Here is a 21,685-nt window from a genome sequence, read left to right on the forward strand (position 1 = left end):
GCACAACATAAAAAGACCGAGACGAATAATCATCCCGGTCTTTTTATGTTGTGTACAAGCTTACGCTAAATTAGCAAAACTATTGGATTAAGTCGTAGATTTCCATCGCAACGATATCAATATTATCAAACTCGTATTGTTGATGTGTATCTGTTTCAGTTAATTCAAATGTAGCAGTTGCTTTATCATAAGTTACTGTACATTTTTCAACGCCTTCTTTTTCAAAGCGACGAACTTGCAACTCGTTGTCTGCTGATTCGACCATAGCCTCCAGTCGTTTAATAATTGCGACTAATTGTGAATGTGTCATAGGAGGTCCTCCTTTTCTTATTTCTGTTATATTGTAACAAAGTCATGGCTGTCTTGCATTGATTTTCGCGAAAAAAACAAGTTTTTTACGATTTTTTTTCTGGGACATTTCCATTCGGCCACCAAAGTTTAATCAACGCTTGTGTCCCATCGTTTTCAAACCCTTTACCAGCCAACTGTTCGTACAAAATGAGTGCTTGTTTAGTAGCAGGTAATTCAAGTGATTGATTTTCTGCTTCATCTAAAGCAATTTTTAAATCTTTGATAAAATGTTTAACAAAAAATCCAGGAGAATAGTCTTCACGTAAAATACGTGGTGCATAATTGCTCAAAGACCAGTTTGCTGCACTACCACCAGAAAGCGTTTCAATCACTTTTTTCAAATCAAGTTGATTTTTCTCTGCGTAAGCTAACATTTCGGTCATACCTGTCATTGTACCAGCAATCATGATTTGGTTAGCCATTTTTGTATGCTGACCTTTTCCTGCATCACCATGTAACGTGAAAGTTGAGCCAAACTCTCTAAAAATCGGCAAAACTTTTTCATAAATATCTTCTCGTCCACCAACCATAATTGTTAACGTAGCATTTTTTGCCCCCAAATCGCCACCTGAGACGGGAGCATCTAATGCAGCTGCTCCCTTTTCAGAAGCTGTCTGAGCAATTTTCTCTGCCAAAGTTGGTGTACTAGTTGTTAAATCAACCACAATTTTTTCTGAAACATTTGCTGAAAAAATGCCATTTTGTCCGTAATAAATTTCCTCAACATCCGTTGGATAACCAACCATTGTAAAAATCATTTGACCTTGTTCAGCCACTAACTGTGGTGTATCTGCCCAAACAGCTCCCTTAGCCACTAAAGGATCTGCTTTTGCTTTCGTTCGATTATAAACGACCACTTCATATCCCGCTCGTAATAAGTGTTCAACAATAGAACTACCCATCACACCTGTTCCAATAAATCCGAGTTTCATGTTCTAACCTCCTAAAAAAAACCTTGACTCTAGTATACGCTAGAATCAAGGTTTGTTAAGAATAAATTGCTTTATTTATCGTTTAAATGAATTTAATTTAATTTTGATTCGCTCGATGGAAGCTTCTTCTTCTTTTCGACGCATTTCTTCTTCATGATAAATAATCATGTCTTGGTAAAATTCAATCATGGCTTCACCAAAATGCGTAGATGAAATTTCATAAAGTTTTGCAGCTAAAACCGCTTCATCACCAGGAATATCATCTATTATATATTGAATAAGTGCTTGTGCAAAATCTTCGTCTGTTTCAAAGGTCTTCCCTAGTGATGCGTGATCGAACAGGCGGTTCAAATAAGCGTTACCTTCGACCACACACGGTGTACCAGCAGCCATAGCTTCTGTATACGTGAGTCCTTGTGTTTCCGAGGTGGACGCACTGACAAAATAATCTGCTGCTTTATAATAAAGAGCCACTGCATTGTTATCGACTTCACCGGTAAACTGAACGACTTCTTGTAAATCTAATTCTTCTATTAAATCCTGTAATTCTTCCATATAAGGACCTTTTCCCACAATCACTAAGCGCGCATTTGGATAAGACGCAATGACTTCTGGAAAGCCTTGAATAATTGCTTGAATGTTTTTCTCATAAGAGAGTCGACTAAGCGAAAGCACCATCAATTGGTCATCAGTTAATCCTAATGACGATCGTAATGCGCTGACCTCCTGAGCGGTAATATCTGCTCGCTTAAATTTTTCGATATCAATCCCTGTTGGAATCACTCGTAAAGGTGCAACTACACCATACCCACGCAATGTATCGATCACTCGTTCGCTTGGACAAACAACGCCTGTCGTATGGTTAGCAAAAATACGCGAAAAATATTTGACGTGTGACTGTCTGATCACTTTACCATTTGCAATATAATGAAGATAATCTTCATACATTGTATGGTATGTATGAATAACTGGAATTTTCAATCTTTTTGCTACCATTTTCCCCAAAATTCCCGCTCCAAATTCAGTATGCGTATGGATCAAATCTAGTTCCAACTCCTTGGCAACTAAATAAGCATACCACATGCCTCTCACAACGATTCGCCGATCTTTGAAAGAAACAAACGGAACACTGGGCATTCTAATAACATCTTTTTCTAATTTATCCGCATTCGGATCTGTTGTAGTGAAAATATAGACTTCATGACCATTTTTTTCAAGCTCATCTTTTAATGTCTTGATTGACGTAGAAACTCCGCTAACTTGCGGAAAATAGGTATCGGTAAAAAAGCCAACTTTCATGTTTTTTTGCCTCCAAACTACCTTTTCATTGATTTACTTTTTTTAACCTCTAAAGGTGTTCCTTGTTCCTCCAACACCGTTTCATAAACTTTTTGAAGTTCTTGGCCAATTCGCTCGATGCTTCGCTCCTCAGCTGTTTTATAGCCAGCTTGCACTAAACTTGGAATCTCTTTTTCAGTTATTTGTCTGATTTTCTCAATAAATTCTTGATTCGTTCGTCCCATATAACAGTTTTTACCATCTTGTAACCAGCCTTCATAAACTGGAATATCTCTAACTAAAACATTTTGTTGACTTGCTAACGCCTCTAAAACAACGATTCCTTCCGTTTCTTCATAGGAAGGAAAGAAAAACAAATCTGCACCAGAATAAGCACCTTCAATGACATCTCCACGAATATAACCAGGAAATATAACATTTTTTGGATGATCTTCTTTGACGATTTTTCGAATATTTTTAGGGATCGAGTACATCGGTACATGACCAAACCAAATAAATGTGTACTCAGGTATTTCTCTCGCAATTTCAACGAAGTCAATGATTCCCTTTCGTTCAAAAAATAAGCCAACACAAATCACTACTTTTTGATTTGGAGATAAATCGAAATATTCTCTAAATTTTTGTTCTTTCGTAAGATCCGGTTGATATTTATCTAAATCAATCCCATTGGAAATCGCACGAATGGGAACTTCAATTCCGTAGCTTTCCAATAACCTTTTAGAATATGGCGTAGGCGTAATCAAATAGTCTGCCTTTTGGTACAAACTCACTAGATATTTTTTGACGACAGGAGATAATTGGTTAGACCCAATAAACGAATTGCGAAAGTCTTCTTCTGTCGAATGTGCATGATAAACAACCTTTTTGCCATCTCTTCGTGCTTTGTTAACCATATTATGACTATTGATACCATAAGTATTAATGTGCAAAATGTCATAGTCGTCATTGGTATCTAAGGTATAGGGAATCCCTACATCTGACAAAGCACGCTTTTGATGATCAAGCGCACGTCCAATCCCAGATTTTGCAAGTATTTTTTCACTTTCAAAATATAATAATACTTTCACCTTACGTCCCCCTTCTCCTCTATAGTATAACATAGCCATGAAACTGTCACTCAAACTTAAGCCCTATTTTTCAACAACTTTAAAAGTAAGCGATTCAATTGAAAAAACTAATTCGATTTTGAGAAAACAAAAAAGTGTTAGAAATCTCACTAAATTAGCAAAATTTCTAACACTTAACAATCAAACTTATTTTACGTATTCATTTACAAGCTCAACGACTTCTTCCATTGTATCGCAGTCTTTCAACGCGCGATCAGCAAGTTCAGCCATTTTCGTTGTATCTAAACGTTTCATCAAGCTACGTGTTTTGAGGATAGATGTTGCACTCATTGAGAACTCATCTAAGCCCATACCAACTAATAGAGGCACGGCTGTTTGATCTCCAGCCATTTCTCCACACATTCCAGCCCATTTGCCTTCAGCATGTGCTGCGTCAATTACGTTTTTAATTAAACGTAAGATTGATGGATTGTAAGGTTGATATAGATATGAAACACGTTCGTTCATGCGGTCAGCAGCCATAGTGTATTGGATCAAGTCATTTGTACCTACTGAGAAGAAGTCAACTTCCTTAGCAAACTTGTCAGCAATAACAGCTGCGGCAGGAATTTCAATCATAATTCCGACTTGGATCGTATCAGATACTTCCACGCCTTCATTGATTAATTTTTGTTTTTCATCTTCAAAGATTCCTTTTGCTGCACGGAATTCTTTCAAAGTAGCTACCATTGGGAACATGATACGCAAGTTACCATGAACAGAGGCGCGTAATAATGCACGCATTTGTGTGCGGAACATATCGTCACCTTGTTCAGACAAGCTGATACGTAGTGCACGATACCCTAAGAATGGGTTCATTTCGTGTGGTAATTGTAAGTAAGGCAGTTCTTTGTCCCCACCGATGTCCATTGTACGAACAACAACAGGTTTACCTTCCATACCTTCTAAGACAGCTTTATAAGCTTCATATTGGTCATCTTCTGTAGGGAAGTCTGGAGAATCCATGTATAAGAATTCTGTACGATAAAGACCAACAGCTTCTCCGCCGTTGTTATGAACACCAACTAAATCTTTTGGCGTTCCGATATTTGCAGCCAATTCAAAATGCTTGCCATCAGCTGTAACTGTTTCAGCATTTTTTAATTTTTCCCATTCTGCTTTTTGTGCAGCATAAGATTCGCCTGCTTTAGTAAATTCAGCCTTTTGTTCGTCTGTTGGTTCGATGATAACGTCACCTTCGATACCATTAACAGCCAACATTTGGCCTTCTTTTACTTTAGCAGTGATTTCTTTTGTTCCAACGATTGCTGGAATTTCTAAAGAACGAGCCATAATCGCAGAGTGAGAAGTACGTCCACCAATATCAGTCACAAAAGCTTTAACGAATGTACGATCTAATTGAGCTGTGTCACTTGGTGTCAAATCATGGGCAACAACGACAACTTCTTCATTGATCATTGAAGGATTTGGCAAGTTCACACCTAATAGATGCGCTAAAATACGTTTTGCAACGTCACGAATATCAGCAGCACGTTCTTGCATATAAGCGTTGTCATCCATAGCTTCAAACATGCCAATATACATATCAGTTACTTCTTTAAGAGCTGATTCAGCATTCACACTGTTATCTTTAATATTTTGCTTGATTTGACCAATCATTTCTGGGTCTGATAGAACCATCAAATGAGCATCAAATACTTGCGCTTCTGCTTCACCTAAGCTTTGCGCTGCTTTTTCACGAATTTGTTGCAATTCTTCAGTAGATTTTGATAATGCAGCATCTAAACGAGTTTCTTCAGCATCTGTATCTTCTACTGTTGTCTTACTGAATGATAAATCCGGTTGAACTAGCAGGTAAGCTTTTGCAACGGCTACACCGTCACTAGCGGCAATCCCTTTTAGCATTTCAACCATTATTCAGATAAGCCTTCTTTCTTCATTGTTTCTACGATAGCTGCCATAGCGTCTGCTTCGTCAGCACCTTCAGCTGTAATTGTAACGTCAGAACCTTGACCTACACCTAAAGACATAACGCCCATGATAGATTTCAAGTTTACTGATTTACCTTTATACTCTAAGTTTACATCAGAGTTAAATTTGCTTGCTGTTTGTACTAATAATGTAGCTGGACGTGCGTGGATCCCAGTTTCTGCTACTACGTGAAATTCTTTCTTTTCCATATTGATCGGTCTCCTTTAAGTGAGTGTTGTTTTTATGTGAGGGTTTTCTTTTTTAGCAATCCAGAAGATTTCTAATAAAGCTTTACCCTTTCATTTGTAAAGATTACCATTTTTTGTCGACAGATACAACAGTTTTCATTCAAATTCAGCGAAAAGTATTTTATTTAAACTTCTTTTCTTTTCGTTATTGGATTTACTCTTTCGCATTCGTCCATTGATTGCGTTTCCAACAATTACCAAGTATTTTATCTTCTTTTTTTTGACAAATCACACAAATTTTTTACTCCCTACCTTCTTAATAAAAAGAACAAAACTTGTTATGTAGCTTCAAACATCCTTTCTACTAGACATGCCTTTATTACGCTAATTTAAATACAGAATTGATTCGAGTAAAAATAGTTGATTCTCTTCTTTTTTTTAGTATAATAAATTCAAAGGTCAAAAATGGTCAATAGACTTTCTTTACCTTCTCAACTAACTAATAATTGGAAAAAAGATAAGTGTTTTCTTTTTACCTCTTGAAATATGCGTTGTAAAATAAAGATGCAACCCATTTTGTGAAAGGACGTGAACAACACATGCTTTGTCAAAATTGTGGCAAAAATGAAGCAACGATTCATTTATACGCAACAGTTAACGGACATCGTGCGCAATTAGATTATTGCCAGAGCTGTTATCAAAAAATCAAAAATCAAAAAAATGGAGGTCTGACAAACATGGCCCAAAACGATCCATTTGGATTTGGTAGTCTTGACGATCTATTCCGTTCAATGTCTAATCAAATGCAACAACAAGGAAATAGTTATGAACAAACACCACCTACTCAATTCGGTGGCGGAAATAATTTCAACGGTGGACAACCCCCACAAGGAAATCCTGAAGGTTTACTTGGAGAGTATGGCATTAATATTACCGAGCAAGCTCGCCAAGGTGACATCGATCCAGTCATCGGTCGTGATGAAGAAATTAAACGCGTGGTTGAGATCCTCAACCGCCGAACAAAAAATAATCCTGTTTTAATTGGTGAACCCGGTGTTGGTAAAACAGCAGTTGTTGAGGGATTAGCGCAAAAAATCGTTGATGGTGATGTTCCTCAAAAACTGATGGACAAAGAAGTCATTCGTCTGGATGTCGTTTCTTTAGTTCAAGGAACTGGCATTCGCGGTCAATTTGAAGAACGCATGCAAAAATTGATTGAAGAGATCACACAAGCAGAAAATGTCATCTTATTTATTGATGAAGTTCATGAGATCGTCGGTGCAGGTGCTGCTGGCGATGGAAACATGGATGCTGGAAATATTTTAAAACCTGCTTTGGCTCGTGGCGAGCTTCAAATGGTGGGTGCTACGACTTTGAATGAATATCGAATTATTGAAAAAGATGCTGCACTCGAACGTCGGATGCAACCTGTCCGCGTCGATGAACCAACTGTTGATGAAACAATCAGTATTTTAAAAGGTTTACAAAAACGTTATGAAGACTATCATCATGTAAAATATACTGATGAAGCAATCAAAGCTGCTGCTGTTTTATCTAATCGTTACGTGCAAGATCGCTTTCTACCTGATAAAGCAATTGATTTATTAGATGAAACTGGTTCAAAGAAAAACTTAACTATTCAAATCGTTGATCCAAAAACGATTGATAAAAAATTACAAGAAGCTGAAAAACAAAAAACACAGGCTTCTAATGAAGAGGACTTTGAAAAAGCAGCTTATTACCGTGATCAAATCAATAAACTGCAAAAAATGAAAGAAAAACAAATCACTGATGAAGAAACACCAGTCATCACAGAAAAAGATATGGAAAAAATCGTTGAACAACGCACAGGCATTCCCGTTGGCGAATTAAAAGAAAAAGAACAAACACAGCTTAAAAATCTTGCAACGGATTTGAAAGCACACGTTATCGGTCAAGACAATGCGGTTGAACGCGTTGCAAAAGCCATTCGACGTAACCGTGTCGGCTTAAGTAAAAAAGACCGCCCAATTGGTTCATTCTTATTTGTTGGACCTACTGGTGTTGGAAAAACAGAACTTGCTAAACAGTTAGCTTTCGAGTTATTTGGTTCTGAGGATTCAATGATTCGTTTCGACATGTCTGAATACATGGAAAAACACAGCGTATCAAAATTGATTGGTTCCCCTCCTGGCTATATTGGTTATGAAGAAGCAGGTCAACTAACTGAAAAAGTCCGCCGCAATCCATATAGCCTAATCTTGCTTGATGAAGTTGAAAAGGCACATCCAGATGTCTTACACATGTTCTTGCAAATTTTGGATGATGGTCGTTTGACAGATGCACAAGGTCGGACAGTCAGCTTCAAAGATACGATCATCATTATGACAAGTAATGCTGGCACAGGTAAAGTGGAAGCAAATGTTGGTTTTGGTGCGGCGAGAGAAGGCGTTACTCGTTCTGTCTTGAATCAATTAAACAATTATTTCACACCAGAATTCTTGAACCGTTTTGACGGTATCATTGAATTCAGTGCTTTATCAAAAGAAGATTTGATGTCAATCGTTACTTTAATGCTGAACGATGTGAATGATATGTTAGCAGTACAACAACTTCATATTGAAGTACCAGAAAATGTCAAAGAAAAATTAGTTGATCTAGGATATGATCCATCCATGGGCGCACGTCCACTTCGTCGCACAATCCAAGAACAAATTGAAGACGGAATCGCGGAATTTTATCTAGATCATCCAACCATTCATGACTTGAAAGCCAAACTAGATAAAGAAAACCGAATCGTTATTACATCGAAACCTGAACGTTTGGCAAAAGAATCAAACTCTGAAACTGCCGAATAGTCAGCAACTAAAAATTTTTGCAGTATTCACTCGAAAAAGAAGTCGAGCTTTCTTCCATTTGTTTTACAAATTTCTTAGAAAGTTCGGCTTTTCTTCTTCATTTATTTTCAAATAACAATGCAAATTACTTTTCATTTTATGAGAAAAAAATTATAATTAGGTAAATAATTCTGTTACTTATGTACTTATGCGTAAAGAAGAGAGGTGAGCGCCATGAAATTAGTAAACGTGACGAATAGCCATTCACGCCTTGTATTAAATCAATTAGAAAATACCGACGCACATATGGTCAAAGTTTATAGCATGGGAAATACCACAGTTGTCTATACTGAAGCACCTGGACACAATGAAATTTTGCTAGTGAATCATAAGCGAAATATCCGCCAAAATGAAATTCAAGAAGTACAAAAATACTTCTTGAATAAACTCCATGACGCAGACTATCGCAAAGAAGACATCACAGTTATCGAACTTGAAGGTATGGTTGAGATTTCTATTCCAAAACAACCATTGGGACAAGAATTAGCATATAATTAAAAAATAAGCCTGATCTACTTGAATTGTTCATCAATTCTTGTTGATCAGGCTTATTTTTTCTGTTTTTCTTAATTTGAGATAATCATGTTTTTCTATATTACCATTCATGTATACATATAATGGTAGCTAGTCGATTCTTTTCTCACTGATTTTCTTTTACAACATTCGGCTTATCTCTTGATTTTTTTGTTTCTTTGAAGCTTTGTTCTTTTTGACTTTTCATATCCTTTTGATTGTTAACTTCTGGCTTTCGAGTTACTCCGCTAACTATTTTTTTGATTTCGCTACTGATTGCCTGATTTTGATCCCAATTTTCAATATCCAATAGTCGGCACAGTCTTAACATCTCCGTTTTTTTCTTCAATTTTCGTTCTCGTTTTTGCCACTCTGTCTCCATTATTTTCCACCTCACTTTCCTTTTTTAAGTTTATATACGCAAAAAAGAAAAAATTTTTTTCTTTTTAAATTTTTTTTTGAGAAATCGTATAAAAAAATCAATACTCTTATTCCTAGTAAAAAATCAAGAAATATTTTTTACTATTGTGATTGTGTGAGTTCCAATTTATTTTATAGTAATTGATTCTATCTCGTCGGTTTATTCGATTAAACCAAAATAAAAAGGTTGGAATTTAAATTCATCCCAACCTTGTGTAACAAAATTTTAATGTCCTTGGTATCAATCTCACACTTATTAATCATTGCTTATTTTTTGGTAACTACTAGCCAGATTTCACTAGCCAAATTCTCTTGATCATTTGTCCAGCCAATCATAGGGGCCAACCTTCTTGTTTCTGCTAATCTTCCCTCATCAAAATGATAAGAAGCATTTACTACTTGGTGAGAATATAGGTCACCTAATTGGTCCATCTCTTCCCGCTGTTTTTTGGTGATTGATTGTGCCAATTCAACAATTCTTTGGTTTTTCTCCCTCAAAACTGGATGGATACACGCTTAGACACACCTACCAGTTGAAATGCTACTTTCTTTTCAATTTTGAATTCCATCGAAATTCCTCCTCTTACTTCAATATAAAATGAAAGTTTAGGAAAAGATTTTTGGATTTCTATTTTTCTAATCTCTGAAGGCAAATAACCACTCCACTTTCGAAAAGCTCTTGAAAAACCTTCAACTGTCTGATACCCATAACAAAATGCAACTTCAGTAACTCTCCCCCCTGAAATTAAGTCTTGATTTGCTCATGCCAGTCTTCGATTTTTGATGTATTCCGCTAAAGTCATGCCAACAACAAATGAAAAAGTTCGTTTTAAATGAGAGTCAGAAACCTCATCTGTTGAGCAATTTCAGTCAACAAAAGTTCGCCTATTAAGTTTTCTTCGATATAATCAATTAGTTTGTTTAAGTTTTGAAACATCTTTTCCTCCTAACTTCATTAACAGGTTACTCTTTTGTCAGTGACTATACTTGATTTTAGCTAGACATTTTTAGTCGATTTTTCATGAATGAAGTAGTTTAATACATTTAAATATCAAATTTATTGCTTATTTTTGATATGTTGCTTGATTTTTTTTATTGCCCACTCATAGTGACTAGAAGTCGAAGAGATGCAATAACTACCTAATGTCGAATTTCCTGTCCAGCTTAACTGATTTTTTACAAATAATTCTTCATTTGTAAAAGAATTGATTACCGTCATCACTTCATGATGACTCTGCTTCAACAAATCTTTTGCTTGCTCCAGAGAAGTGGTTTGGTGCTTTTCAACAAATGCCTCATTCATTTCGCCATACGTTCGCCAGTTATACGGTGATGGTAGAAATGAAACTTCTTGACCAGCTTGATTTTTTTTCACCCAATTTACGAGTAATTGATGCCATTCATATAAATGAATAAAAACGTCTCGGATATTTTTATCTCGACGCCAATGTTTTTCTTTTTTCTTGGACAAAAATGCTTCGTCAAAAGTAAATGGTGCCTTCTGTTCCTCTTCGGTCAACGTATTTACCAACTCCATCAATGCAACAAATTGTTCCTCCGCAAGGAACATCAGATCTGTCTTCTTTTTCGGCCTCGCCATTCTTAATCACTCCTTGAAGTCTATTCTTGATAAAATCATAACAAAAAAGTGCGCTATTTGTCGCTTGTTAACTAATGAATTCAACCTTTAAAGAATAGAAAAAGAGAAGGAGATTTTTTTATCTCCTCCTCTAATACTGTTTTTTATTTCTTACACTTTTTTGACAAAACTCCTTATTGATTCATCCCAATAAAAATACCTAAAACAAAGGGAACTAACCATGCAATCCAGACAAATAAACTAAATCGATGAAATGTCTGCTTGGCTTTGTCGTCTTTTTTGATCAAAATAATTGTTGCCCAAATTGCATGGAAAGCCATTAATAATAATGCAATTAATCCTGTTACGCTATGTAAGTTAAAAGTAAAACCACGACCAAAAATTTTACTCATAATCGTTGTTCCAGCAGTATCAAAAACAAAACCAAACCAGAAAATCAATGCGTGCCAGTTCAACAATATACCTGTTTTTCTTTCGGCAAATACTCCAATCGTATAAAATGTTAAGGCTAAAACCATACAACTAATTGCGGCAATTAATAAAGTTGACATCTACATTTCTCCTTCTTCCTACATTTCATTAAGTATTTCTTTTTTTATTGCTAATAACACCATCAACAATGCCACTGCGACTCCAATATGCGATAAGCCTGCAACTCCAGAAATCATTGCATCCATACTCGTAGAAATCACTCGTTGCTGAACTTGGAGCATCCCTCTAACAACCATCATTACAATCATCAAAGGAAAAGAAATGTTATACAATAGATAGAACTTTTTGTACAGTTTGTTTTCTTCCATATGTGTCAGTTTTAAAAAAACTGCCATCAATAAAAAGAGTCCTGTTCCCAAAGCAAATAAATGAGTATGGACAACTGCCAAAACAGTTTGCCCCGTAAAATCATTCAACTTGGTAATTTCTCGATAAAAAACACCGCTACTCATTGCTAGAACAAAATAAACAATTGCTGTATTCATCACTTTTTTCATATTTTCTGCTCACTTTCTATTTGTATTAAAGTAGTTATACCCAAAAACGATACCTGCCAAAAACAATGCAGATCCCAGACCACTATAAAAAATAGCAATAAATTGCTCAGGTAATAGCTGAAACTTTCGGATACCAAGGCCTCCAAGAATCATGATTGCCATGATACTAAATGATTTGGCATCAAAAAAATTTAAAAAGAACTGCTTTTCTTCGTTCAGTTCGCTGATTCTTTGGGTATGTTTTTTTACCAAAGGTCCAAATACCATGAACCAAAAGATCAAAAAAACACAAGTGGATACACTTATATTCACTATTTCAACATAACTTTGATAAGCATCTATTCCAATCTTTGCGACATTAAAACCTGCAAATAGCCAAACTAAACTTGCAATTAATAATAATTGTGTTTTTTTTACCATAAGTACTCCTTGTGAACAACGTTCATTTTGCTTTAAATTTTTTACTAATAAATTGAGTTGCGAATGAGTTGTAATAAATTTTCGTGTTGTTTTTCGCTAATCATCGTATAAAGAAATAGCTCAAATATATAATCAACATATTCTTCCATCGATAAGTGATGATTGAACACATTGCCTCGAACCTGTGAATCTTTTTGTAATGCCTGGAGCATGCCTTGCTTGATATGGTTCCAATAAGTTTCCATCAATTCTGAACCCATTGCTTGATCTTCCACGGGCATAACTAACGCATGTGCCGTAAAAAAATTGGGATACGTTTTTTTTCCTTCTTCGATACTTTTTAACAAAGCTGCTAAACAGTCAAGAAAGTTATCAAAGTCGAAAGATGTTTCAGACAAATGAAAGATTTCCGCCCAAATACTTCCAATTGTTGCAGACAGTAAATGACTTTTTGAAGGGAAATAATTATAAACAGCGCCAACAGAGATGCCGCTTTTTTTTGCTAAAGAACGGATATTGACCGCCTGAATTCCTTGCTCTTTCACAATTTTTTTGCAGTAGCTGATCAGTGCTTCTTTTGAGCTAACAGCATTATTCATTACTCTTCCTCCTTCAACATGAACAACGTTCACATTGATGATACTAGAATTTCTTTTAGACGTCAACTACAAAAAGTTGAATCATAAGCGAAAGTTGTTTTTCATTTGCTCATTTTATATTCTAAAAAAAAGATTGCTTGTGACCATTTCAATTACACAAAAAAAGCCCATCATAATTGGACTTTTTTATAACAACTTTTAGTTAAATATTTCTTTTGATCCATTAAGTTAAGGCTTTTTCAATCACTTATATTAGCGGTGTCCCCGACTTTTGATTTCTACTGCACCAATCGTTACGATCGTTGCTATCAACAGAGTGATTCCACCAATGACCATGAAAGAAGTATAGTCAACATAACTATGATCGAAAAACATTTCAATACTAAAAATACTAAAGAAAATCAAATAGACCAAGATAAACAGTAGCCAGTTTGGCAAACGGAGTTTTGAAACAAGCGACATCCCTGCATAGAGCAATAAAAATGTGTATGTTGTTCGCATGTTACGAAATAAAAAGCGATGATTAATCAGGTTGAACAAAGCTTCACCTGCTGCGACTATCGTAACAACTACGATCATTCTATAAATTGGCGATTTCTAAAAAAAATGATCTATTTTCCGAATCATATTTGAACACCTCACACATTTTTATTCTGTGTATCCAATCCCAATCAAAACGCAGTTCTTTTATACTTTGATTATTTATTTCATTATAGCACGGGAATGTTTCGGTTAGTTCAAACAAAAAAGTCCTTCTTCATCAAAACATGATGAAGAAGGACTTTTTATTGGTGTAGCATTTCTATTATTTAAAGCTGATTTATCAGCAATTTTTATAGTAAACTTTTCAGTTCAACATCTGGATATTTATCACTGAACCAACGCATCGCAAATTGATTTTCGAACAAGAATAACGGTTGATCAAAACGATCACGTGCTAAAATATTTCGACTGGAACTCATCTTTTCATCCAAATCTTCTGGATTGATCCAACGAGCAATTTTGTTCCCCATAGGTGTCATGATAACTTCTGAATTGTATTCATTCATCATCCGGTATTGGAAAACCTCAAATTGAAGTTGTCCTACAGCTCCAATAATATATTCTTCAGTCAAATAAGTTTTGTATAACTGGATCGCACCTTCTTGAACCAATTGTTGGATTCCTTTGTGGAAAGATTTTTGTTTCATCACATTTTTCGCTGTGACTTTCATAAACAATTCTGGTGTAAATGAAGGTAGTTCTTCATAAGCAACTTTCAATTTTCCTTCATACAAAGTATCTCCAATTTGGTAATTTCCGGTGTCGTAAACCCCAATGATATCACCTGCTACTGCATTTTCGACGTTTTCCCGTGCATCTGCCATAAACTGGGTAACATTACTTAATTTTAGTTTTTTACTTGTACGTTCTAAAAAAACATCCATCCCACGTTCAAATGTTCCTGAACAAATTCGCACAAAAGCAATTCTATCACGATGTGCAGGATTCATATTTGCTTGAATCTTAAAGACAAACCCTGAAAATTCTTCTTCATAGGGACTAATGACTTGTTCATCCCGAGTTTTGTGTCCATGGGGTGAGGGTGCTAAGTCTACAAATGTTTCCAAAAATGTCTGCACACCGAAGTTCGTTAACGCTGAACCAAAGAAGACAGGTGTTTGATCACCACGTGCAATTTTTTCCGCATTGAAAGCATCGCCAGCTTCTTTAACTAACTCGACTTCTTCTAATACTTGTGAATAGATTGAATTTTGAGTCAATGGATGATTGTCTGGCAATAAGCCGTCTTCATCTAGTTCAACTAAACGCTCATCGTTATAGTTTTCAGGACGGTAAAATTCTACACGATTATGGTAGATATCATACAAGCCTTCCAATCCTTTTCCCATCCCAATTGGCCAGTTCATTGGGTAAGACTCGATATCTAATAATTCTTCTAGTTCCTCAAGTAGTTCAAGTGGTTCGCGACCATCACGATCGAGTTTATTGATAAAAGTAAAAATCGGAATACCACGTTTTTTGACAACTTTAAATAATTTTTTTGTTTGTGCTTCGATCCCCTTTGCACTATCGATTACCATCACTGCACTATCGACAGCCATCAATGTTCGATAAGTATCTTCAGAGAAGTCTTCGTGTCCCGGTGTATCCAAAATATTGACACGTTTTCCTTTGTAATCCAGCTGCATCACTGAACTGGTAACTGAGATCCCACGTTGCTTTTCGATTTCCATCCAGTCAGATTTAGCAAAGTTCCCTGTTTTTTTCCCTTTGACCGTACCGGCTTGGCGAATTGCACCACCAAACAAAAGTAATTGTTCAGTGATCGTCGTTTTCCCCGCATCCGGATGGGAAATAATCGCAAATGTTCGGCGATTATCAACTTGTTGTTTTAATTCCTTGTTCATAGATTAACTCCGTTTCTTCATCATTTATTTACTGTTTCTGCGAATACCTAATAGTCTCGTCTTACAACTAGATTAGTATATCATGTATTTCTTGAATGAAACAGTCAGTGAGTGGATAAATTCAAAAAGAAGCCGTGACTTTCATCACAGCTTCCCTTCATTTTATCTTCTAAGCTCGTCATCTTCGAACTCTTTTCTAAAATAACGACGTTCCTCTTCTGGCTCTATTTCGACTTCTTCTGGATCATGGAATTGCACACGAATTTTTAAAATTCTTGATCCTTCCATTTCTTCTGAAATCAAAGTCACGTTATCCACATCAAATGAAAGCTTTTCACCTTCATCAGGAATCAATCCTAACGCTGTAATCAAGTAACCAGCCATCGTGTCGACATCGCTCATGTGAAGATCTGTGTCAAACGCTTCATTGAATTCGTCGATCAGCATCCGTCCTTGAATGATATATTCATGTTCTGCTACTTTTTCATAAAGGTTTTCGACTTCATCTGATTCATCATCGATTTCACCGACGATTTCTTCTAGCAAGTCTTCTAAAGTTGCTAAACCTACTACGCCACCATATTCGTCAAGTAAAATGGCCATTTGATTTTGTGTTTTCTTCAATTCATACAACAAATCATCAATAAAAATCGTTTCCGGAACAAACAATGGTTCTTGCATGATTTTACGAATCTCTAAGTTAGCAAAGCCAAATCTATGAGCAGCTTTTAATAAGTTTTTCGTATGAAGAATCCCGATTACTTTATCCTTATCTTCGTTGTAGACAGGTATTCGAGAATAGTTTTCAGACAAAACTTCATTGATATTATCTTCAACGGAATCATTGATGTCGATCATAAAAGCATCCGTTCGAGGTACCATCACTTCTCGCGCAACTTTCGTATCTAAAGAAAAAACACCTTGCAACATTTCTAGCTCTTCATTATCCAAGACACCTTCTGTTTCCAACATATAACGCATTTCGTCTCGAGTCATCTTTGAGTCTTCGTCGTCAAATGTCATCGGAGTGATTCGGGCTAACAAACTAGTTGAAGCAGACAACAACCACACAAATGGTTTTGCTACCACACCGATTGCTCGAATAAAACCAGAAGTTAATTGTGCCACTTCTTCAGATTTATTCAAAGCGATTCGTTTTGGATAAAGTTCACCAAAAACAATCGATACATAAGTTAAAATTGCCAAAACAATCACACTAGCAAGATTTTTTGCTGCTGCACTGCCACCCAATACTGGTGCAAGTTTCTCAGACAACGTATTGGCCAAAGAAGCACCAGATAAAATGTTGACCAACGTGATCCCAACTTGGATCGTAGATAAAAAGTTGGTAGGGTCTTGCAATATTTTCAAAAGTTTTTGTGATTTTGTATCTCCTTCTTCAGCTTTTTGTTCAACCCGGTTTTTATTGATAGATACAACCGCAATCTCTGAAGCAGCTAAAAAAGCATTGATCAATGTCAAAACGATCAATAATAAAATCTGCGCTAACAGCGACTGACTCTCAGGGTCAGCATTCATAATCGCATTCTCTCCTTGTTAAGTTAAATTTTTTTTTAGTTTACGATAGAAAAAAACGTGGCTAGGTAGCCACGTTAAAATGGTATCACAAAGCAATTTTCTTTGCAATAAAAACAGTAGTGCAGGTCTTATGGTGTCGTTGCGATTTTCTTCGTACTTTCGTTTCGCTGATCTTCCTTAACGATTTTGATAACATAAGAAATAATTGTTTTACAAATCGCGTAAAAAGGTACACCTAAGAAGATTCCTAGTAGTCCAGCAATATTTCCGGCAACTAACAAAACGATAATAATTGTTAATGGATGAATCTTCAATGATTTTCCAATAACGTTTGGATAAATGATATTTCCATCTAGTTGTTGAACGACGAGCACAACAATACAACAAAGCAATGCTTTAAATGGTTCATTGAAAACCGTCACTAAGAAGGCCGGAGCTAATCCTAAATAAGGACCCAAGTAAGGAATCAAATTGGTCAAACCTGCAATCACCCCGAATAAAAAGGCATAATCAATACCCAAAATAAAATATCCTAGGAAGGTAAACGTACCAACAAATAAACATTCTATTGCTTGACCACTAATATAGTTGGCTAATGTCTGGTTCAATTGACCTAGTAACTCGACGATTTGACTTCTCCGTTTGTCTGGGAAAAAGCGCTCAATATTGGGTACTAGTTTTTCGCCATCTTTTAGCATATAGAACAAAATAAATGGTGCCGTCACGATCACAATCGTTGCTGAAGCAATTGTTCCAACAATCGAGCCTAGGCTAGAAGAAATTCCACTTAAAAATTGTTGAATGATCTGACCATAAGAAATATCTAACTGGTCTAAATATTTGCTGATATTCACTTCTTTAAAAATCGGCCATTCTGCCATTTCTCTTAACCAGCTTTCAACTTGTTTGATGAAGTCAGGCATGTTTGAAGCCAATGAAGAAATTTGTTGTACCAGATTTGGGATCACACTCAGTAAAATCCAAATAATTGCTGTCAGTAGCATCAGCAATACAAGCACGACTGCCCAGGTTCGTTTGATTTTTATTCGCATCAGCAGTTTAACAATGGGATTCAAAATATAATACAAGAATCCAGCAATTAAAACTGGCGCAAATAAAGTTGAAAAAAATGTCCCAATGGGTTCAAATATAAAATTGATTTTTGAAGAAACCAAAATCAATGTAGCCAAGATCAATAATTCAAAAGACCAAAACATCAATTTGGAATTTCTCAGTTTTTCAAACAATCGATTTCCTCCTTTTCTCTTTTTTATAGTATAGCGCATCTCGTTTGAAAATTCTTCTCTAACTTTTCTTTTTTCTGGAATGATTATTACGACTTTTCATTTCAGAAGCTTTCCAGTATACTAAAAAACAATAAGAGGTGATTGTAGAATGAAAATCGTACAAACAAGAGATACGTTAAGTGGGATTTATTTAGATGCTGTTCGCATTCGACATCAGGTATTTGTCGTTGAGCAAGGCGTTCCGCTTGAACGAGAAATCGATAAAGATGAGGCAAGATGTATTCATTTTGTCCTTTATTCTGAAAAAAAAGAACCATGTGGGACAGTTCGTTTACTGCCATTAGACAATGGAAAAATGAAGTTGCAACGAATGGCGATCCTTCAAAATTTTCGCCAACAAGGTCTAGGAAATTACTTAGTGAAGGAAGCAGAAGAATTCACTAAAAATCAAGGCTACAACACCATTCTTTTAGGTGCTCAAGAAACTGCTGTGAATTTTTATTCCAAGCTAGGCTATGAAATTTATGGCGAACCATTTGAAGATGCAGGAATGCCTCATCTACATATGCGAAAGAAAATGTCACAGCAATAAAAAAACAGCGGGCTTAAGAATTTTTTCTCTAGCCTGCTGTTCTTTTTTGTTTTACTTTCGCGACAATTGCTTATAACGATCATACCAAATATCAATATAGCCTTCAGAAAAAGGTCCTTGTTCATTATTGATCCAGTCAACTAAAATCTTCACATTCTCTTTTAAAATGAAGTCGATGTCATTAGGATAATGCATGATTTTACTGTGCATTTCATATTCATCAACATCTAACAAACGTTTTTCTCCATCAGGAAATACCTTGATATCTAAATCATAGTCGATATACTTCAAGGCTTCATCGTCTAATAAAAAAGGTGAAGCTAGATTACAATAATAGGAAACCCCCTTTTCACGAATCATTGCTATTACATTAAACCAGTATTTTTTGTGGAAATACACAATTGCTGGTTCTCGCGTTACCCAACGCCGACCGTCAGACTCGGTAACTAAAGTGTGATCGTTCACGCCAATCATTGAGTGTTCGCTTGTTTTTAATACCATGGTATCACGCCACGTTCGATGCAATTTGCCGTCGTGTTTGTAACTTTGGATCGTGACAAACTCTCCTTCTTTTGGAACTCCCATAGCAACCCTTCCTTAAGCAGCATCTTGTGCTTTGTGTTTGGGTGTTCATTACACCGACATCGTAATTATTATATCAATAAACTTTCTCTTTGCCTAGGAAGGATTACTATTGTTTCGATTTTTCTCAAGTTGGTCTACCAATTTCATTTGAACTTTTGGAAAAACAAATTGAGCAAACTTTGCTTCCTCGATCCACAAAGTGGCTTCTGATTCTGGCAACAGTTGAGTGGTCACGTTTGTTGCTCGTCCGTAAAACAAAAGGACATGCCATTTTAAGTGACTAAACACATGAACTACCTCACCTAAATGTCGCGTTTGCCAAACAACTGTCTCCTGGTGAGCAAAAGGTAAATTCCTCTGTTCTTCTGCAATCAGCAACTCATCAAATAAACTCGGTTGATTGTCAATGGCTGATGCCCATTCCTGCTGAAGTTCCTGATACCGTTCAAGTGTGACTTCAACTAACGGAAACGTCCACATGTCTGCCAATAACTTTTGGCTTGTCCGTTTTTCCAAATAAAAACTTCCTGCTTGATCTTGAATTGCTGCTGCCACGTAATACACATCTTTTGGCTTAGCTTTTTTTGTTTTCACAGGAAAGTTAGTTTGAATTCCACGCTCATTTGCTAAACAAAAAGATTGGATGGGGCAACTCTCACATTTTGGAGAAGTTGGTGTACAAATAGCTGAACCTAAATCCATGAATGCCTGATTGAATTCTCCCGGATGTTCTTCGTCAATAATACTTCGAACTGCTTCATCGAAAACTTTTCTACTAGACGCCTTTGCAATGTCGTCTTCAATACAAAACAAACGACTCACAACTCGCATCACATTGCCATCAATTGCGGGCTCAGGCAAATCGAAGGCAATACTAGCAATCGCTCCCGTCGTATAAGGACCAATTCCTTTTAAAGAGCTGATTTCAGCAACTGTTTGCGGCATTTCCCCGCCAAATTCACTCATGATTTGTTTCGCTGCTGCTTGAATATTTCGAGTACGAGAATAATACCCTAGTCCTTCCCAAGCCTTCAATAATTTTTCTTCTGGTGCATTAGCTAGCGCTTCAATTGTTGGAAACCACTCCATAAACCGATAAAAATAATCGATGACTGTATCGACGCGCGTTTGCTGTAACATAATCTCTGAGATCCAGATACGGTATGGGTCGCGATTATAGCGCCAAGGTAAATTTCTTTTTTCTCTTTCATACCACTCAATAAATTTTTTCTGAAATTCTTTTGTCTGTTCTGTTGACCAGTTTTCCCACTCTTTATTCACTGATTTCTGCTTCCTTTTCTGAAATAAATCGTTGAATCAAGTCCATATTAAATCCCTTTTGATAAAGACTCTGTTTGACTTTCATCCTACGTTTTGTTAAATCAAAACGTGCATTCTTTCGCCATAATTTTTCGCCTTGGTTTACCAACAATTCATACTCTGCTTCCTCATCCACTTCTTGTGGCAATTGGGCAATTGCCTGCTGGATCACTTCTGAGTTGAAGCCTTTGGTCATTAAATTTTGTTGAATTTTTCGTAAGAGCTCTTTCTGGCTTTTTCCATGATTTTTTTTGTATGCTTTTTGTGCGGCGATACTGGCAACTTCCACTTGGTCTTCAAAAAGATATTGGCTCAATGCTTGCTCGATGATTTCTGGTTTTAGCCCTTTTTGCTGTAGCTGCTGGTTCAACTTTCTGGGTCCTTTGTCACTCAGACGCATCTGCGTTCGGACGTAGCTTTCCCCATAAACAAGATCATTGATCAAATCTAATTCTTTCAATCGTGCAACGATTTTATTTCGATCTTCTTGAACGATTTCTTTTTCTTTTAAATAAGTACGAATTTCTTTTTCTGAGCGTAATTGGTAACTCAAATAATTCAATGCTTGCTGAAAACCAAAGTCTTCTCCACTACTTTTTTTGATTTCTTTGATTAGTTCCTCATCTAACTCTCGTCCTTTTAGTAAACGATAACGAATTAAAACATCTTCTGAAACATGTAGTGGCTCGCCAACAGATAAATCGACTTGGTAAAAAGGGCCCTTGCCTTTGCTGATCCTCGTCACTGTTATCATGAAACTCCTCCT

Annotated in this window: 24 protein-coding genes; 3 read left to right on the forward strand and 21 right to left on the reverse strand. The window is 36.2% G+C overall.

What is annotated here, in order from left to right; translation table 11 throughout:
• Positions 1 to 79: 79 nt before the first annotated feature.
• The 6 genes from AC4BC3_RS08095 to AC4BC3_RS08120 all read right to left on the reverse strand — a co-directional run bounded on the left by AC4BC3_RS08095 (position 80) and on the right by AC4BC3_RS08120 (position 5,829).
• Positions 80 to 310: a YkuJ family protein gene (locus AC4BC3_RS08095; RefSeq protein ID WP_206899131.1), complete on the reverse strand. Its 231-nt coding sequence runs from the start codon at positions 308 to 310 to the stop codon at positions 80 to 82.
• Between the two features lie 85 nt (positions 311 to 395).
• Positions 396 to 1,283 (reverse strand): NAD(P)-dependent oxidoreductase, encoded by an 888-nt coding sequence (locus tag AC4BC3_RS08100; protein ID WP_490466230.1) that lies wholly within the window; start codon positions 1,281 to 1,283, stop codon positions 396 to 398.
• Between the two features lie 75 nt (positions 1,284 to 1,358).
• Positions 1,359 to 2,582: a glycosyltransferase family 4 protein gene (locus tag AC4BC3_RS08105; RefSeq protein ID WP_206909132.1), complete on the reverse strand. Its 1,224-nt coding sequence runs from the start codon at positions 2,580 to 2,582 to the stop codon at positions 1,359 to 1,361.
• Positions 2,583 to 2,599: 17 nt separating this feature from the next.
• Positions 2,600 to 3,649 (reverse strand): LTA glycolipid anchor biosynthesis glycosyltransferase, IagA/BgsA family, encoded by a 1,050-nt coding sequence (locus tag AC4BC3_RS08110; protein ID WP_490466231.1) that lies wholly within the window; start codon positions 3,647 to 3,649, stop codon positions 2,600 to 2,602.
• A gap of 186 nt (positions 3,650 to 3,835) precedes the next feature.
• Positions 3,836 to 5,563 carry a phosphoenolpyruvate--protein phosphotransferase gene (gene ptsP / locus AC4BC3_RS08115; RefSeq protein ID WP_490466232.1) on the reverse strand — a complete coding sequence of 576 codons (1,728 nt, stop codon included), beginning with the start codon at positions 5,561 to 5,563 and terminating at the stop codon, positions 3,836 to 3,838.
• A complete protein-coding gene (locus AC4BC3_RS08120; protein ID WP_002287602.1) occupies positions 5,563 to 5,829 on the reverse strand; it encodes a phosphocarrier protein HPr in 267 nt (88 codons plus the stop codon). The genes ptsP and AC4BC3_RS08120 overlap by 1 nt, the downstream gene beginning before the upstream one ends.
• Positions 5,830 to 6,407: 578 nt before the next feature.
• On the opposite strand from AC4BC3_RS08120, the gene AC4BC3_RS08125 reads away from it, so the two are divergent.
• Entirely contained in the window at positions 6,408 to 8,645 is a 2,238-nt protein-coding gene (locus AC4BC3_RS08125) for an ATP-dependent Clp protease ATP-binding subunit (protein ID WP_206909303.1), read from the forward strand.
• Positions 8,646 to 8,858: 213 nt separating this feature from the next.
• Positions 8,859 to 9,182: a DUF1827 family protein gene (locus tag AC4BC3_RS08130; protein WP_206909125.1), complete on the forward strand. Its 324-nt coding sequence runs from the start codon at positions 8,859 to 8,861 to the stop codon at positions 9,180 to 9,182.
• 142 nt (positions 9,183 to 9,324) lie between these two features.
• Here the strand turns inward: AC4BC3_RS08130 and AC4BC3_RS08135 are convergent, their stop codons facing one another.
• The 12 genes from AC4BC3_RS08135 to AC4BC3_RS08190 all read right to left on the reverse strand — a co-directional run bounded on the left by AC4BC3_RS08135 (position 9,325) and on the right by AC4BC3_RS08190 (position 18,422).
• Entirely contained in the window at positions 9,325 to 9,579 is a 255-nt protein-coding gene (locus AC4BC3_RS08135) for a flagellar motor switch protein (protein WP_242589911.1), read from the reverse strand.
• A 305-nt stretch (positions 9,580 to 9,884) separates the two neighbouring features.
• Positions 9,885 to 10,085 carry a hypothetical protein gene (locus AC4BC3_RS08140; protein WP_490466233.1) on the reverse strand — a complete coding sequence of 67 codons (201 nt, stop codon included), beginning with the start codon at positions 10,083 to 10,085 and terminating at the stop codon, positions 9,885 to 9,887.
• A gap of 26 nt (positions 10,086 to 10,111) precedes the next feature.
• Complete coding sequence (locus AC4BC3_RS08145) at positions 10,112 to 10,363, reverse strand: helix-turn-helix domain-containing protein (RefSeq protein ID WP_490467307.1); 252 nt, start codon at positions 10,361 to 10,363, stop codon at positions 10,112 to 10,114.
• A 311-nt stretch (positions 10,364 to 10,674) separates the two neighbouring features.
• Positions 10,675 to 11,217: a ClbS/DfsB family four-helix bundle protein gene (locus AC4BC3_RS08150; protein WP_490466234.1), complete on the reverse strand. Its 543-nt coding sequence runs from the start codon at positions 11,215 to 11,217 to the stop codon at positions 10,675 to 10,677.
• 173 nt (positions 11,218 to 11,390) lie between these two features.
• Positions 11,391 to 11,768: an HsmA family protein gene (locus tag AC4BC3_RS08155; protein ID WP_206909121.1), complete on the reverse strand. Its 378-nt coding sequence runs from the start codon at positions 11,766 to 11,768 to the stop codon at positions 11,391 to 11,393.
• Between the two features lie 18 nt (positions 11,769 to 11,786).
• Positions 11,787 to 12,206, reverse strand: a complete 420-nt coding sequence (locus tag AC4BC3_RS08160) for a DUF2871 domain-containing protein (RefSeq protein ID WP_206909119.1) — start codon at positions 12,204 to 12,206, stop codon at positions 11,787 to 11,789.
• 9 nt (positions 12,207 to 12,215) lie between these two features.
• Positions 12,216 to 12,626, reverse strand: a complete 411-nt coding sequence (locus AC4BC3_RS08165; protein ID WP_490466235.1) for a hypothetical protein — start codon at positions 12,624 to 12,626, stop codon at positions 12,216 to 12,218.
• Between the two features lie 44 nt (positions 12,627 to 12,670).
• Entirely contained in the window at positions 12,671 to 13,225 is a 555-nt protein-coding gene (locus tag AC4BC3_RS08170; RefSeq protein ID WP_490466236.1) for a TetR/AcrR family transcriptional regulator, read from the reverse strand.
• Between the two features lie 252 nt (positions 13,226 to 13,477).
• Positions 13,478 to 13,804: a hypothetical protein gene (locus AC4BC3_RS08175; protein ID WP_490466237.1), complete on the reverse strand. Its 327-nt coding sequence runs from the start codon at positions 13,802 to 13,804 to the stop codon at positions 13,478 to 13,480.
• Between the two features lie 254 nt (positions 13,805 to 14,058).
• Positions 14,059 to 15,636, reverse strand: coding sequence for a peptide chain release factor 3 (locus tag AC4BC3_RS08180; RefSeq protein ID WP_206909111.1), 1,578 nt, complete (start codon positions 15,634 to 15,636; stop codon positions 14,059 to 14,061).
• 162 nt (positions 15,637 to 15,798) lie between these two features.
• Positions 15,799 to 17,175, reverse strand: a complete 1,377-nt coding sequence (locus AC4BC3_RS08185) for a hemolysin family protein (protein ID WP_206909109.1) — start codon at positions 17,173 to 17,175, stop codon at positions 15,799 to 15,801.
• 128 nt (positions 17,176 to 17,303) lie between these two features.
• A complete protein-coding gene (locus tag AC4BC3_RS08190; protein WP_490466238.1) occupies positions 17,304 to 18,422 on the reverse strand; it encodes an AI-2E family transporter in 1,119 nt (372 codons plus the stop codon).
• Positions 18,423 to 18,570: 148 nt separating this feature from the next.
• Here AC4BC3_RS08190 and AC4BC3_RS08195 point away from each other — a divergent pair, with 148 nt between their 5' ends.
• On the forward strand, positions 18,571 to 19,014 hold the full coding sequence (locus AC4BC3_RS08195) for a GNAT family N-acetyltransferase (RefSeq protein ID WP_206909107.1): 444 nt from the start codon (positions 18,571 to 18,573) through the stop codon (positions 19,012 to 19,014).
• 51 nt (positions 19,015 to 19,065) lie between these two features.
• Here the strand turns inward: AC4BC3_RS08195 and ntdP are convergent, their stop codons facing one another.
• The 3 genes from ntdP to recX form a co-directional block, all read right to left on the reverse strand.
• A complete protein-coding gene (gene ntdP, locus AC4BC3_RS08200; RefSeq protein ID WP_206899103.1) occupies positions 19,066 to 19,599 on the reverse strand; it encodes a nucleoside tri-diphosphate phosphatase in 534 nt (177 codons plus the stop codon).
• Positions 19,600 to 19,692: 93 nt separating this feature from the next.
• Entirely contained in the window at positions 19,693 to 20,880 is a 1,188-nt protein-coding gene (mutY, locus tag AC4BC3_RS08205) for an A/G-specific adenine glycosylase (protein WP_490466239.1), read from the reverse strand.
• Positions 20,873 to 21,673 carry a recombination regulator RecX gene (gene recX, locus AC4BC3_RS08210; protein ID WP_490466240.1) on the reverse strand — a complete coding sequence of 267 codons (801 nt, stop codon included), beginning with the start codon at positions 21,671 to 21,673 and terminating at the stop codon, positions 20,873 to 20,875. Before recX ends, mutY begins: the two co-directional genes overlap by 8 nt.
• Positions 21,674 to 21,685: the final 12 nt, after the last annotated feature.

This window comes from Enterococcus sp. AAFC-DPL-6103 (genome assembly GCF_058216595.1).